Annotated in this window: 11 protein-coding genes; 3 read left to right on the top strand and 8 right to left on the bottom strand. The window is 66.8% G+C overall.

The window, feature by feature from the left end:
• Positions 1 to 145 precede the first annotated feature (145 nt).
• Genes QFZ33_RS21055 through QFZ33_RS21045 form a run of 3 tightly spaced genes read right to left on the bottom strand, consistent with a single transcriptional unit; the run spans position 146 to position 3,170 of the window.
• Entirely contained in the window at positions 146 to 1,681 is a 1,536-nt protein-coding gene (locus QFZ33_RS21055) for a putative bifunctional diguanylate cyclase/phosphodiesterase (RefSeq protein ID WP_307030657.1), read from the bottom strand.
• Positions 1,671 to 2,102, bottom strand: a complete 432-nt coding sequence (locus QFZ33_RS21050; RefSeq protein ID WP_307030656.1) for a DUF7793 family protein — start codon at positions 2,100 to 2,102, stop codon at positions 1,671 to 1,673. Before QFZ33_RS21050 ends, QFZ33_RS21055 begins: the two co-directional genes overlap by 11 nt.
• A complete protein-coding gene (locus QFZ33_RS21045; RefSeq protein ID WP_307030654.1) occupies positions 2,103 to 3,170 on the bottom strand; it encodes a hypothetical protein in 1,068 nt (355 codons plus the stop codon).
• A 212-nt stretch (positions 3,171 to 3,382) separates the two neighbouring features.
• On the opposite strand from QFZ33_RS21045, the gene QFZ33_RS21040 reads away from it, so the two are divergent.
• A complete protein-coding gene (locus QFZ33_RS21040) occupies positions 3,383 to 3,541 on the top strand; it encodes a hypothetical protein (RefSeq protein ID WP_307030651.1) in 159 nt (52 codons plus the stop codon).
• A 73-nt stretch (positions 3,542 to 3,614) separates the two neighbouring features.
• Here the strand turns inward: QFZ33_RS21040 and QFZ33_RS21035 are convergent, their stop codons facing one another.
• Entirely contained in the window at positions 3,615 to 5,336 is a 1,722-nt protein-coding gene (locus tag QFZ33_RS21035; RefSeq protein ID WP_307030649.1) for an ATP-binding response regulator, read from the bottom strand.
• A 135-nt stretch (positions 5,337 to 5,471) separates the two neighbouring features.
• Between QFZ33_RS21035 and QFZ33_RS21030 the strand changes: the two genes are divergently transcribed.
• Positions 5,472 to 5,846 carry a DUF7793 family protein gene (locus tag QFZ33_RS21030; RefSeq protein ID WP_307030648.1) on the top strand — a complete coding sequence of 125 codons (375 nt, stop codon included), beginning with the start codon at positions 5,472 to 5,474 and terminating at the stop codon, positions 5,844 to 5,846.
• A 31-nt stretch (positions 5,847 to 5,877) separates the two neighbouring features.
• Here QFZ33_RS21030 and QFZ33_RS21025 read toward each other — a convergent pair whose 3' ends face one another.
• The 4 genes from QFZ33_RS21025 to QFZ33_RS21010 all read right to left on the bottom strand — a co-directional run bounded on the left by QFZ33_RS21025 (position 5,878) and on the right by QFZ33_RS21010 (position 12,872).
• Positions 5,878 to 6,684: a class I SAM-dependent methyltransferase gene (locus tag QFZ33_RS21025; RefSeq protein ID WP_307031932.1), complete on the bottom strand. Its 807-nt coding sequence runs from the start codon at positions 6,682 to 6,684 to the stop codon at positions 5,878 to 5,880.
• Positions 6,685 to 6,902: 218 nt separating this feature from the next.
• On the bottom strand, positions 6,903 to 9,605 hold the full coding sequence (locus QFZ33_RS21020; protein WP_307030646.1) for a hypothetical protein: 2,703 nt from the start codon (positions 9,603 to 9,605) through the stop codon (positions 6,903 to 6,905).
• Between the two features lie 7 nt (positions 9,606 to 9,612).
• A complete protein-coding gene (locus QFZ33_RS21015) occupies positions 9,613 to 10,434 on the bottom strand; it encodes a peptidoglycan-binding protein (RefSeq protein ID WP_307030644.1) in 822 nt (273 codons plus the stop codon).
• 197 nt (positions 10,435 to 10,631) lie between these two features.
• Positions 10,632 to 12,872, bottom strand: coding sequence for a S9 family peptidase (locus tag QFZ33_RS21010; RefSeq protein ID WP_307030642.1), 2,241 nt, complete (start codon positions 12,870 to 12,872; stop codon positions 10,632 to 10,634).
• Between the two features lie 646 nt (positions 12,873 to 13,518).
• Between QFZ33_RS21010 and QFZ33_RS21005 the strand changes: the two genes are divergently transcribed.
• On the top strand, positions 13,519 to 13,857 hold the full coding sequence (locus QFZ33_RS21005) for a hypothetical protein (RefSeq protein WP_307030640.1): 339 nt from the start codon (positions 13,519 to 13,521) through the stop codon (positions 13,855 to 13,857).
• The last annotated feature ends 96 nt before the right edge of the window (positions 13,858 to 13,953 follow it).

Here is a 13,953-nt window from a genome sequence, read left to right as displayed (position 1 = left end):
GCCATTTTTGGTAAATCGGTGGCGTAGCGGGGCGGGCTCATGGATCTCGACAAGCTCGATCAGCGGTGACAAGCTCGATCAGCGGTGACAAGCTCGATCAGCGGTGACAAGCTCGATCAGCGGTGACAAGCTCGATCAGCGGTCCTCAGCCGGGCCAGACGTCCTGCCTGGCCAGGCGTTCCGTGAACTCGGCAGCGGGGAGGGGGCGGCTGAAGTAGTAGCCCTGCCCGCTGATGCAGCCGGTGTTGCGGAGGTGCTCGGCCTGCTCCGCGTTCTCGACGCCCTCCCACACGGCCTCCAGCCCGCAGGCCCGGATGAGCTGGAGGATGGCCGCGATCAGGGCCGGCTGCGCGGGGTCGCTGCCGAGGGCCGTGAGCAGTGTCCGGTCCACCTTGACCCGGTCCACGGGCAGGCGCCGCAGGTAGCTGATGGACGAATACCCGGTGCCGAAGTCGTCGATCTCCAGGCCAACGCCGAGCTTCCGCAGGCTGGCGAGCGTGTACCGGTCGAGCTCGTTGCCCTTGATGATGTCGCTCTCCGTGAGCTCCAGAACCAGGAGCGCAGGTTCGAGGTTTGCGGCGGTGAGCGAATCCCGGACGTCCTCGATGAACTCGAGCCGCTGCAGGTCCGCGGCCGAGACGTTGATGCGCATGTCGAAGTTGTGGCGGCTCGTTTCTGGGGAACTCCGCCACAGCCGGAGCTGTTCCACAGAGTTCTTGAGCACCCAGTTGCCGAGCTCTGAGATGAGGCCCGTCTCCTCGGCAATGGGGATGAATTCGTCCGGCATGATCAGGCCGCGCTTGGGATGTTTCCAGCGGACCAGGGCCTCAACTCCCTCCATTTTTCCTGATGCAAGCTCAATGACCGGCTGGTAGTGCAGCACCAGCTGGTCGGTGGCGATGGCCTCGCGCAGTTCCCCCACGAGCTGGTTGCGGAGCTGCCGGGCATGCAGCATGGCCGGTTCGAACACCCGCAGCTTGTTGCGGGCGTCCGCCTTGGAGGCATACATCGCGATGTCCGCCTCCATGAGCAGCTCCTCGGACGTCTCGCCAGGTTCGGCGATCCTCAGCCCCAGGCTCGCACCGCAGCGGATGGTCTTGCCGTCCACCTTCAGGGCTCCGTTAAGCGAATCCAGTATCCGGTTTCCGACCGCGGCCGCCTTGGCCGGCGTGGTGGCAGGGAGCAGGACGGCGAACTCGTCGCCGCCCAGCCGGGCCACCATGTCGCCGTCGCGCACACACGAACGGATCCGTGCGCCCACCTCGGCCAGCACCTGATCGCCCATGGAGTGGCCATACGAATCGTTGATGCTCTTGAAGGCGTCCAGGTCCAGCAGCAGCAGCGCCGGCGGCAGCCCGCCGCCGGCGGCCTCCGCCTGGGCCTCATTGACGGCCCTGACCAGCGCCGACCGGTTGTAGAGCCCGGTCAGGGAATCGGTGAGCGCCATCTTCTGCAGCTCTTTGTGCGCCGCGTTGAGCATCCGCGTGCGCGATTCCACCCGCTCCTCGAGCTCCTGGTAGATGATCTGCAGGTCCTCGGCGAGCAGGTTGGTGCCCATGATCACCGCGTCCAGTTCGTCCCTGGCCTCGGAAATTTCAATGCGCGTGTGGAGTTCCCCGGCTGCCAGGCGGACGATTCCGTCGAGCAGCTTCCCGAGCCGGGGATCGTCGTTAGAGAACATCGTCGAGGCGGCTCAACCAGTCGAGGGCGTCGGTTTCGGCGCTGAAGTACCGGGCCGGCACCGAGCTGAATTCGCCGCCCAGCAGAAAGTGTCCAAGCAGCCTGTCCACTGGGGATTCGCCGAGGATCGCCCAGGCGGACACCGACGGGATCGCTGCGTAGGCGGCCCGCACGGCGCGGTTGATGGATTTCACTCCGGTCACGTCAAGTACGACGGCGACCCTCCGGTCTCCGGCCAGCTCACCAAGGCGGCTGTACAGTTGGCTGGCCGCGGTCTCGTTCAGATCGGCGCCGCGGGGCAGTACCGCTTTGACGGCGAGGCCAGGCAGCACGGTGAAGGTAACGACGGGCCCGGGAGCCGGGCGCGCCGGGGACTCCGGCTGCAGCGCTGCGGCACCGGGAAACACTGTCGCTTCTGGCATTTACCCCCCCTGGAGAAATTGCTGTTGGCGCCGGTCCGAAGGCTCCGCGGAGGCGATGAAACCACGCACGGTGGCGCTACGCTCCGGTGCAGCAGCTGTATCGAACAGCGTAGCGGCCTCGTCAAGCATTTGCAGCGATTCCGGTTCGTGTCCCTGCGCCATCAGTGCCTTTCCCAGGATGAGGGTGGCCTCCGCCGAGGTCTGGGTGGCAAGGATGTGGAACTTGCTGCGAAGCGGAGTCAGGAGGCTGATAGCCGTCTCCATGTCCCCCGTGAGGTAGCACCAGTGGGCGCGGACCAGGGACATCTCAAGGATGTCCCGTTCGCTGCCGCCCACCACTTCGGTGGCAAGTTCCGCGCGTTCGATGCAGCGCAGCGTCGCGGCGTCAGCCAGCTTGGCCTGCAGGCGCATTTCCGCGGATGCGCGGTGGAAGCGGGCCCACAGGTCGACGTCCTGCGAGGGGGAGAGTTTGCCCGCGGCCAAATCGTGGTAGTGGCCGCCTTCACTGACCCGGTTGCTGAGGAACGCGACGTTGCCAATTACCCAGTAGGCCTTGCCGGCCGTATCTTCGTCCACGTGGTCGGTGAGCAGCGGCTCCAGGTCCATGCACTCCTGCCAGGCGTCCTCGAGCCGGCCACTCTCCGCGAGGGCGGCGATCAGGGCCTGCTGGGCGTGGATGTGCAGGTAAACGTTCTCGAAGTCGCCGGCCACCAGACCGGCCGCGGTGGAAGCAGCATCCACTGCCTCGTGGAGCCGGCCAAGGCCCTGCAGCGAATGGGCCAGCAGCATGGCGGCCCGGGCACCCAGATCGGGGGCCGAACCCGCAACCGGATGGGCAGCGAGTTCCGTGGCGAGCTTCTGGCACTCCTGCATGGCGCCTTGGTCCCGCAGGCATTCGGCCTGCAGCAGGACCATCTTCCACCAGCGCAGCTCGTCGCCGGCCTCCCGGGCCAGTTCCGCGGCGTGCCCGGCCTGGTCATGTCCGGCGGTGTAGTCCCGCCGCTTCCAGCTTTCGCGTGCGGCCAGCTCTGCAATCACGAAGGGGGACAGGTCACGCTGCATAGGCATGCTCCCAATTATCCACAATCCCGACCACGGGAGGCTGAGGTACGAGGCAGAACCACGGTTGTTACGGCAATTGCAATAACGGGCGGGAAAAACATGGCGAATCCTGCGGAATTGACAGGATTTGACTTGACCAAACCTTGATCCGATGACCGTATACTGTGGCCGTAATGTGCAATTCGGATTACAGCCACAGACGACGAAAGGGACAGCGGATGAAGAAACTTGCCGCCACACTTGTTATGACCGGCATCCTTGCAGTTGCAGGCTTCGCTGCTCCTGCCAATGCGGCGTCGAAGGAGAAGGACACCTCCACGTCCTCCACTTCGAGCTCCGAGGTCAATTACGCCAGCGTTGGCTGGTGGCCCCACTAGGATTGGCCCCTGGCCAAGCGGAATTGTGAAAGCCGCCCCGGACCTTCAGGACCGGGGCGGCTTTCATTTGGGCTCAGCCGGTTGCTTCGTCGTCGGGAGTGGGGCCGCCGGACCCTTCCTCGCCGTCGTCCTCGGCGTTCTCCTCGGCCTGGGGCCCGTCGACCGGAAGGGACACGGATACGGTGGTTCCTTTGCCGAGAACGGACGAAAGGTCCAGTGAGCCGCCATGGCGCCGGACGATGTCCTGTGCGATGGCGAGTCCCAGGCCGCTGCCAGGGATGGCGGCAGAGGAAGCATTGGATGCCCGGTAGAAACGCGTGAACACCTGGGCGATTTCCTGCTCGGGAATCCCTACCCCCGTGTCCGTTATGCTTACGGCGGCGCAGGGGCTCCCGCCCGCGGAGTCAGCGGACATGAAGGTGATGCTTATCCGGCCACCATGGGGGGTGAACTTGATGGCGTTCGCCACGATGTTGGTGAAGACCTGCTCCAGCTGCGCCTCGTCGGCCTGGACCTTGACGTCCTCGTGCGAGTCGGCGCCGGCGATGGTGATGTTCCGTGACTCGGCGAGCGGGCGCAGTGCGGCCACGACGATCCGCAGGACCTGGCCGAGCTCCACCTGCTTGAGGTTCAGGTTGCCGGGGGTGTCCTGCTGGGAGACCGTGAGCATGTCCTCGATTAGCCGTCGGAGGCGGTCGGAGTTTCGCGAGATGACGTCCATCATGGATTCGATGCCGGGGGGAACGGGGCCACCGGCTCCGTCGCGGATCATGTCGAGGTAGGCCGTGATGGACGTGAGTGGCGTGCGGAGCTCGTGGTTGACGGTGGCAAGGAAGTCTGTCTTGGCCTTGTCCAGTTCCCGGAGCTGCTGCAGCACCTGCAACTGGGCGCTGATCAGGTGGCCCTGGATAAGGCTGTGGGCGAGGTTGCCAGCGACGTGCTGGATAAGGGCGATCTCGGCCCTGGTCCAGTCGCGGGGTCCCGCCACCTGCGCTATCCAGACGATGCCCAGGGCCGTCTCGCCTTCTCCCACCGGCAGTGCAACCGACGCGCGGACCGGGCCCAGGCCGGACCACTCCCGCAAACTCTCGGCCAGTGCTGCCGATTGGTCCCTCTGGTGGTCCGGAACCGCGAGGGCCTCGGCCGCCGACCACAGGGACGTCGTCTGCTCCCGGGCAGCTTCCTCGAAGGAACCGAGAGTGTCCGGCAACTTGGAGTGGCCGGGCAGGCGCCACTGGGCGCTGATCCTTGGCACGCGCGAGTCCTGGAATGTGGTGAACCAGACGTGGTCCACCCCAAGGGATTCCCCGAAGCCGCGGACCAGGTGCCCCGCCATCTGCTGGGGGCTGTTGGTACCGCGGATGGCGGCCGAGACGTTGCGGAGGCTTTCGCGCAGAAACTCGGCTTGGGCCCGGATGCGGCGGCGTTCCCTGGCCCGGCCGATCAGGGTCTCCACCCGGCGGGTGAGTTCCCGGGCAGTCGCGTCCCTGGAGATGTAATCTGCGATGCCCCAGGACTCAATCCGGGCAAGGTCGAAGTCACCGGCCAGATCCACCAGGAGCAGCACTGGTGTGCCTTCCCACCTGTACCCGTCCGTCAGCCCCGCATCGAGAAGTACGACGGCGGCCCCGTCGCCTTCCAGCTCCCGGGCGAGGGATCCGGCGTCGGGCGCCCTCCGGACGGTGAAACCGGCGTCGGCGAGGACAGACGCCACGGAAGCCAGACGGGCCGCATCGGCGAGCGCGACCACCGCCTCACGAGGAGCGGAGGGGAACTCCGCCGGTGCCTGGACCATTTGCCCCCTGTGTTGCGAGTGCCTGTTGAGGCTACCGTGAATTTGGACTCACATTATCAGTAGGCGGGCCGTCGGCCGCATCCTGGAGGGATGTACCTTGATACTTGTCCACATTAGCCATCGCGGAGGTTTGAATTGAATTCCAACAGCACCGGACGGAATACCCTGTTCAACCTGGAATTGGATGCCGAAGGACTGCTGCGGCTGACGTGGGCCCGGGACGCCAGCATCACCGATGCGGACGCCGAGGCGGCCATGGGGCAGGTCAACGCGCTCTGCGGCCAGAACCGGTACCCCATGCTCGTGGACATGGCCACCACCGCCGACGTGAGCCGCGGAGCCCGTGCCGTGTTCGGCCGCCCGTGTCAGGCTTCACGCATCGCGCTGCTCGGTTCCTCGCCGGTGGACCGGGTGCTCGCCAACTTCATCCTGGGCATCAACAAGCTTCCATGCCCCACGCGGTTCTTCACTGACAAGTCCGCAGCGGTCTCCTGGCTGAAGCTTCAGTAGTCTTTCGGACCGGTCAGCGGGGCTTTCGGGTTCAGCGGGCCTGGAGCACTGCAAAGTAGCCCGGGATCTGTTCCGGGCGGTCAAGGGACTTTAGCGGCCGGGTTTCAATGGTGACGGGGCCGTCTTCCACCACATCCCAGCTGGCCTCGGGGAATGCCCGCCTGCGCTGGGCGGCGCCAAAGTGGCCGGGCATGGGCAGCCCGCGGATGGCCTTCTCGAGTGGCCCAGGGATGGAGCGCAGCGTGGCTCCGAGGTGGCTGACGTACTGGATGGGATTGCCGCGGAAATCGGTCTCGGCCAGGAAAACGCGGCCGCGCTTGCCCACGAGCGGGTGCAGTTGCCCTGCCAACGCCGCCTGGGCAGGCCGTTTCAGCACGTGGAGGACGCCCCGGATGAAGATGTTGGCTTCACCGGAGAATCCGGCTGCGGCCAGGGCGTCGGCCACTGCACGGGTGCCCGCGGGAGCTGTCATGTCGGCCGCGACGTAAGAGACCCGCTCCAGCCCTTCAGATTCAGCGGCCGCACGGGCGACGGCGTTGGCTGAGAGGTCCACCCCCAGAACATACGGAAAGTAGGTGGCAAGCGCGCGGCTGAAGACGCCGTTGCCGCACCCGACGTCGACGATGGGAATGTTGGGGTCCAGCTGCCGCGTCAGGTGCTCCAGATACGCCTGTAGCTCGTGGTCACTGCCGGAGTCCCACAGTACGTCGCCGCGGGCGCCGGTGGCCCCGACTCTGCCCCAGTACTGGTCCCAGGCCACACTGGGGTCCTTTGGCGCGTTGGAGGACAGCTTCACCAGTTTCGGGAGCAGCAGGTATTTCTTGAGCGCCGAGAGCATCATTCAAATATATGTTGCCTGGGACACGTCGCCGTTCAGCGCGAGCCCCGTGGCCTGCGATCGTCGCTTCGCCGCTCAAGCTGCTGTCTCGCGTCTTCGGGTCCACCGGTTACCGAAAATGGCCGCCCGGCGGGGTCTCAGGCGGCCACTTCGGTAATACGACGACTTGACCGAGTACGCAGGCGGCCATTTTCGGTAATACGACGACGCAAGTGGCTCTACGGGCCTGCCGGGTCCTGTGCGGGTGACGCGGGCGCCGTGCTGGCAGGAGCCGTAGCCGTTGGGGCCGGTGCCGCACCTGTGGGGGCTGGGGCGGGAACGGCGGGGACCGGCGTCGTTCCCGTTCCCGGTGTGGGAACCGCGGGGTCCGCCGTCGTTCCTGGCGACGGCAGGCCCTGCGATGCTGCACCTGGCGACTGAACACCCGGCGACGGCGCAGCCGGCGTGGATCCCGATCCCGGGTCAGCCGCGTCATCGGCACCGCCACTGGCTCCGGGCGACGGCGATGATCCCGGCGACGTCGTGCTGGTGCCGGTTTGGGGCTTGGCGCTGGGATCGGTCCGGATGATCTCCAGGAGCTGTTCCTTGTAGGCGCTCAACCGTTCCTCGATCTCGGACAGGGGAACGCCCTGCAGCGTGCGTCCGAACTCGGCGATCTCCTGCCACAGCGCGTTGAGCCTCGCCATGCCGTCGGTGCTGAGCGGCCCATCCAGGGTGAGCACCAGCTGGCTGGCCAGGGCGTACGTCAGGCACCGGACGCAGTTGTAGTTCGCGGCGGCGGAGAGGTTCTCGGGCACCACCACATCGGCCTGGCCCACAATCACCACCACCTGGAACCCGACAGCAACCGCCGCGCAGTCCGCACAGCTGGCGAAGGCGTAGGCCTCGTTGCGGGTGTCCACCGGCCCGTCCTCGGCCCACACCAGCGCGAACGCGACGTCGTAACTAACGGAGCCGCCGGTCGTGTTCACGGCGAGGGCCTGGTTGCCGTCCTCCTCCGGGGCCGGGGGCTTGTCGAACGGGAAGACCCACGACGGCGGCGCGGCGTCGCCGTCTGCCGTACCCGGGCCCGGCTGGCCCGGCTGGCCCGGCTGGCGCAGCTCGGGGCCCGGCTGGGTGCGGTCCGTTTGGCCCGGCGCGGAAGCGGGTGCTGCGCCTTGCCTCGGGACCAGCACTAGGCTGAGTTGCGGCTGCTCCCGCGTAGGCAGCGCCGTACCGTCCGGCCAGAGTGCCACGGTCTGCCCCGTCCGGCCCTCGTGAAGGGCGCCGTCGCGACCAGCCAAGACGGGATAGACGGCGGCCGTGGCATCGGCGAGGGTCCCGCGTTCGTAGGACTGCACCGGGCGGTAGCTGTCGGGCAGCGGCCACCACGCCCACGCCAGCCCCGCGGCGACGGCGCCGGCCGCCGCTACGGCGGTGGCGCGCTGCAGCGGTTTGCCCCGGGTTTTGGTCCAAAGTCCCGTGAGGAGTTGCCGCGCCAGCCGCAGCAGCATGTAGACCACGCCCACCACCGGAAGGACGACGGCGGCAATCGCCAGCACGCGCACGGCACCGTCGGCGAAGTTTCCACTCGCAAGGCTTCCGGACAGAAGGGCCTGCTGATGCTGCAGGCTTGCCCACGCCGTGCCCAAGAGCCGCGGGAAGGAGACAACCATCAACACCAGACTGAGCAGCAACAGTGGGACGGTGACCAGGACCCAGACCGTGATGACGGCGCGCGCCCACGGTTTGAGGGCCTGCGCCTCGGGTTCAGGCTTGCCCCAGCGCCACGGCAGGATTCCGAGCAGCGTGGGGCGGATCCGCTGGAAGAGGTCGGGCACGCCGGTGGCGTCGGCAAGGATGTGGTACCCGTCGAAGCGGACCAGGGGAAGGAGCTGGCGCACCATCTGCAGGATCTGCGTGAGCACCACCAGGAGCAGCGCATCGAAACCTGTGGCCCACCAGACGCCCATGGTGGCGACGGCAACAATGGCGTTGAAGTACAGGCCGCCCATATCCGTGCGCAGCCTGCCGCCGCGCCCCAGCCGGTAGGAGTCGGTGACGTCCGTGTAGAAGGCGGGCCAGACGAGGTAGAGCCCGGCACCCATCGCGCCGGGAGTAGCACCGCCGCGGCGTGCTGCAGCGGCGTGGCCGAATTCGTGGAAGCCGGCCGACAGGACCGTGACGGCGAAAATCAGCAGGAGCAGCCACGGGTTCGCGAAGGCGTCGTGCGTGGCCGACGCCAGGCCTTTGACCATCAAAACCCACCAGCACGATGCCAGGAATCCCGCGGCGACAACTGCCACGATCAGGGGATTGAACAGCACAGCGAACGGGGCCGTCAGCTTCCGGGTGCGCTCAGGATCCGTGACGGTGTACCGGAACCGCATGCCCAGCAGCGGATCCGATCGGCGGACCTCCGGCTGCGACCCGTCCGCCAGCTGCAGGAGGCCGAGCGGCAGCAGTTGTCCCTCGATCAGCGTCCTGACGTTGTCTCTGGTGATGAACCGGCCGGACCGTGTGCTGGCCACCTCGGCGATCCCATCCATGTCCCGGGCACCGTCGATGGCTTCGAGGACGTGAAAAAGCAGCCGGGTGAGCTGGATGGTCTGGCCGTCGGCGCGGCGGACCAGCGAGGGGGCCTCCCGGTAGCCGGATCCCTTGGCCTCGCCGATGAGCTGGATTCCCGCCGCCCGCACCGGCACGTCGCCATTTGTGCCAGGGCTAAGTACGACGGCGGCGCGGGTGCCTCTGGTCGGGAACTCGCCTGCCGCCGTCGAGACTCCCGCCGGAGTTGCGCGGGACGCAGCCGGGCTACCCGGGGCGGGAGCCGCCGTCGGACCTGGTGAGGGAAATGGGCCGGGGGGAACAGGGCCGGCTGAGGGTGTAGGGGAGACCGGCGGGCCGTCCACGCCGGACGGCCCGCTGTGTTTGGCGCTCATTCAGGAACTACTGCTGCAGATCGGACTGCTGATCTGCCGATGCGGTTGCCTCGCCGTCGATGTCCTGCGTGATGATGGCGTCCTGCTGGGCCACGGCGAAGGCGTCGCTGTCGATCGAGCCGATGTTGGCCGCAACTGCCGCGTCGATGGGCGCGGCAACGTTGGCGTTCGCGGCCACGGCGCCGTTGATCGGGGCGGCGATGTCGGCGTCGGCCGCGAGGTCCACGTTGACATTGAGCAGGTCTCCGTCGAGGGCATCGGCCGGATCGGCAGGAAGGGCGCCGACACCTGTGCCGTCGGGAAGCGTGCCGTCCGGCAGCGTGCCGTCGGGAATGGCGCCGTCGGGAAGAGTGCCATCGGCCAGCGTGCCGTCCGGCAGTGCAGTGGCATCTCCAGCGCCTGCACCGGCCGCCTCGATACCTGTTGCAGCCGTGCCTGTTGCGGCCGTACCCGTGCCCGCGGCATCCAGCGTCCCGCCGTCGACATTCCCGCCGTCGACACCCGACCCCTGGGTGATGGTGCTGTCCTGCACGGAGTCTGCCGAGGCATCCGCCGTGATGCCCTGGTCGATGATGACGCCCTGGTCGGCGAGGGCCTGCGACTCCGACCCGAAGGACAGGATGTTGGCCGAGGCCGCCGCGTCAATTGGGGCTGCGACGTTGGCGTTGGCCGCCACGGCGAGGTCGATCGGCGCGGCGGCGCTGATGCCCAGGTCGAGGTCGGCATTAAGGTCGAGTACGGACGCTACTTCCTTGTCCGGCAGGGCAGTGCCCGCCTGCGCATTGAGTTCGTCGTCGGAAAGCGGGGTCAATCCCTGTTCATTGCTCACGCTATGCTCCAGTTCCGGCGTCGGATTCCCCGCCCCCAGCGGACAGGTGCACCGAGCCCGTATGCCCGTCAATAGTAAGCAGGATTACTATTTTCTGGAAACACCTCACGGCAGGCAGGACCCCCTGAAAACCCATCCATTGCTCCGACGATGCCCTTCTGCGCGTTCAAAAGGGCACTTCCGGAGCAAAGGATGGGCTACTTCAGCCCTGCGCCGGGCAGCAGCTCCGTGGCGCCCAACGAATCCGCGATGAAGCCGTAGTCCCAGGCCCGCTCGCGCCACTGCACATAGCGGCCGGAGGCCCCGCCATGGCCACCGTCCATTTCAATCTTCATGACAATCGGATCGCTGCCTGTGGTCTTGTTCCGCAGTTCCTGCACCCACTTGGCCGGCTCCACATAGAGCACCCGGGTGTCGTTGAAGGACGTCACCGCCGCGATCCTCGGATAGGGCACCTCGCGGACATTCTCGTACGGCGTGTATGACTTCATGTACTCATACACCGCGGGATCTGTGATCGGGTTGCCCCATTCCTCCCACTCAAGGGCCGACAGCGGCAGCTCCGGGTCCAGAATGCTGGTGAGGGGATCCACGAACGGAACCTGTGCCACGATGGCGGTGTACTTCTCCGGAGCGAGGTTGGCCACCGCGCCCATGAGCAGGCCGCCCGCGGATCCGCCCAGCGCGGCAATCCGGTCCGGTGCCACCCAGCCGGACTGCGCCAGCCAGTCTGTGGCGGCAATGAAGTCTGTGAACGTGTTTTTCTTGCTGAGCTTCTTGCCGTCCTCGTACCAGTGCCGGCCGAGTTCGCCGCCGCCGCGAATGTGGGCGATGACGAACACAACTCCGCGGTCCAGCAGTGAAAGCCGGGCGATGCCGAAGCCCGGGTCCATGCTCAGCTCGTATGAGCCGTAGCCATAAACCAGGCCGGCCGCCGTCGAATCCCGGGCAACGGCTTTGTGCCGCAGCACCGAAAGGGGGACCCGGGTGCCGTCCGCGGCCTCAGCCCACTCGCGGGTGGCCACGTAGTCCGCGGAATCATAGCCGCCCAGTACGGGGCTTTCCTTGCGCAGCAGCAGTTCGCCGGCCGGCCGCTCGGGCGTGGGCAGGACGAAGTCGTACACGCGCGACGGCGTGAAGTAGGACGTGTAGCCCAGCCGGATGACGGGAGCTTCGTAGTCGGAGCCGCCCACCCCCGAGGTGTACAGCTCCTCGTCAAATGCCGGCTCCACCGGAGCCTGCTGGGCGGCGGTGCCCAGCCCGGACAGAGACCTCACCTGGACCCGCTCTATGGTGTCCTTCCGGATCGAGACCACGAGGTGGGTGGCGGTGACCCCCGCCCCGTTGACCCGGACGTCGTCGGAATGCTCGACGACGGTGGTCCAGTGCTGCTCGGCCAGCGGCTTGGACAGCTCGGCCGGGTCCACCAGCGAGACCATCGAGTTCACGGCGTTGCGGTTGTGGGTGATGAGGATGCGTTCAGTTTTCTGCCCGTCCGGACCCTCGAGCAGGAACGGCTCAGCCTCGTAAAGCACGCGTTCGTTGCGGGAAATGACGGTGGACAGGCCGGCGTCGGGATCGTCAAAGCGCAGCAGGCGCGTTTCGCTGTACTCGGAGCAACCGATGCCGAGCACGAGGTGACGCCGGTCCGAGGAGAGCTCAAAGCCCAGCCACATGGCGGCGTCGTCCTCCTGGTAAATCACCTCATCGTCGGTGACGGGGGTGCCCAGGACGTGGGACTTGACCTGGTACGGCCGCCAGGAATCATCCACCACGGTGTAGAAGATGCGGGTGCCGTCCGGGGAGAAGGAAACCCCGTAGAAGACGTTCTCGATGGTGTCCGGCAGCAGTTCGCCGGTCCGCAGGTCCTTGATCCGCAGGGTGAACCGCTCGTCGCCGGAGTTGTCCACGGCGTAAGCGTAAAGGTTTCCGTCTATGGTGACGGCGGTCCCGCCCACGGAGAAGAAAGGCTTGCCTTCGGCTTCCACGTTGCCGTCCAGCAGGACTTCCTCGCCGGGAATTTCGACGCCGGCCTCCACCGCCGGCGGTGTCCAGTCCGCCACCGGATTGCCCGTGTTTTGGGCGCGGACCCGGCACTGGATGCCGTACTCCTTGCCCTCCACGGAGCGGCTGAAGTACCACCAGCCGTCCTTGCGGTTCGGAACGGACAGGTCTGTCTCTTTGGTGCGGCCCTTGATCTCCTGGAAGATGGCCTCGCGCAGCGGTTCCTGATGTGCCGTGAGGGCCTCCTGGTAGGCGTTCTCTGCCTTCAGGTGCGCCACAACCTCCTCGGACTCCTTGTCCCGCAGCCACTCATACTGGTCCACGAAGGTGTCCCCGTGGTGCGTGCGCTCGGCCGGCACCCTCCTGGCGACGGGCGGCCGGGGCGTGGCAGCGGCGGAGGAGCTTGCGGTTTGCTGCAGGGGAGTGTGGGTCATTTCCTCAATATATAGAGCGGCTCTGACATTTGGGCCGCCGTTCGCTACCGGGGGAGAGATTGTCTTTTTGGCGTTCCCCGCCGCAAGCCAAGGCCCTGTCCCCGTTCAGGCGCCGGGCGTATCCTGAACTCGCGTCAGCAATAAGGAACCCACACGAGCCTTCGAGGGGGAAGCATGACCATCCCGCCAGTGCATGAACCAGAGCCGTTTCCGCCGGAGCCCGGACCGGATCCGATGCGGCCGGACCCGTCCCGTCCCGCACCGCCGAACCCCATTCCCACGCCGGAGCCGCCCGGCCCGCTTCCGGTGCCGGACCCCGGGCCCGAGCCACTGCGCCCCGACCCGACCCGCAGTTAGGCCGCCCGCCCGACCGTCTGCCGTCGTCGAACACCTGAGGACGCCCGGCGGCGCACCTGGGGACGCGGAAACACCTGAGGACGCGCAAATGGTCCGGTGACGCTGGAATCCCCGCGTCGCCGGACCATTTGCGCGTCCTGGGCCAAAATGCGCGTGGGACGGCCGTATGCCGAGCGGTCGGGAAATGTCCCATTTCCGCAACATTCAGGATTTTCCTGTTACCTGAGTCACATGCAGGCTAGGGTTAGATCCGGTCGCAGCGTCGCGGCCGCGCATGAGGGGAGAAGTTTTGAACCAGAAGCTCAAGGTACTGGTCCGCGTGGACCTTGACTGCGGTGAGGCTCAGGTCGCCGCCCAGGGACATGTAACCGCCCAAAGCATCCAAGCTCTTTACGTCGTTATGAAGCGCGCCAACCACCTCCGTCAGGGCCTGCAGCTCGTCGTTGATGTCAGTCACGCCCGGGTGGAGCCCATCGCCCTTGAACAGTTGCGGGAATGCTCCAAAACGCACCACCTGCCGCGTTCTATTGATCCGCAGCAGTCCGAATGCAACGTCCGCGTCCTGGCCCCGGCCGACGCCGGTATGGGCGCCGGAGCAAGCCGCTTCCCGGTCGCGGCGGCTGCTTGAGCCGGGCCGCAAGCTACCCGAACTGAACACAGCTACCTGAAATGAACACAGTGAGGCCCCGGATTCCCCAAGGAGTCCGGGGCCTCGGTCTTTGCC

Origin of the sequence: Arthrobacter globiformis, assembly GCF_030815865.1 — a bacterium.
Lineage (GTDB): Bacteria > Actinomycetota > Actinomycetes > Actinomycetales > Micrococcaceae > Arthrobacter > Arthrobacter globiformis_B.
The sequence above is the reverse complement of the archived record's forward strand: the minus strand, read 5'-3'. Positions and strand labels throughout refer to the sequence as shown.

Excerpts from the sequence above, each read along its gene's own strand:
- QFZ33_RS21055 (WP_307030657.1), bottom strand. The coding sequence starts at position 1,681 with ATGTTCTCTAACGACGATCCCCGGCTCGGGAAGCTGCTCGACGGAATC.
- QFZ33_RS21050 (WP_307030656.1), bottom strand. The coding sequence starts at position 2,102 with ATGCCAGAAGCGACAGTGTTTCCCGGTGCCGCAGCGCTGCAGCCGGAG.
- QFZ33_RS21045 (WP_307030654.1), bottom strand. The coding sequence starts at position 3,170 with ATGCCTATGCAGCGTGACCTGTCCCCCTTCGTGATTGCAGAGCTGGCC.
- QFZ33_RS21040 (WP_307030651.1), top strand. The coding sequence starts at position 3,383 with ATGAAGAAACTTGCCGCCACACTTGTTATGACCGGCATCCTTGCAGTT.
- QFZ33_RS21035 (WP_307030649.1), bottom strand. The coding sequence starts at position 5,336 with ATGGTCCAGGCACCGGCGGAGTTCCCCTCCGCTCCTCGTGAGGCGGTG.
- QFZ33_RS21025 (WP_307031932.1), bottom strand. The coding sequence starts at position 6,684 with ATGCTCTCGGCGCTCAAGAAATACCTGCTGCTCCCGAAACTGGTGAAG.
- QFZ33_RS21020 (WP_307030646.1), bottom strand. The coding sequence starts at position 9,605 with ATGAGCGCCAAACACAGCGGGCCGTCCGGCGTGGACGGCCCGCCGGTC.
- QFZ33_RS21010 (WP_307030642.1), bottom strand. The coding sequence starts at position 12,872 with ATGACCCACACTCCCCTGCAGCAAACCGCAAGCTCCTCCGCCGCTGCC.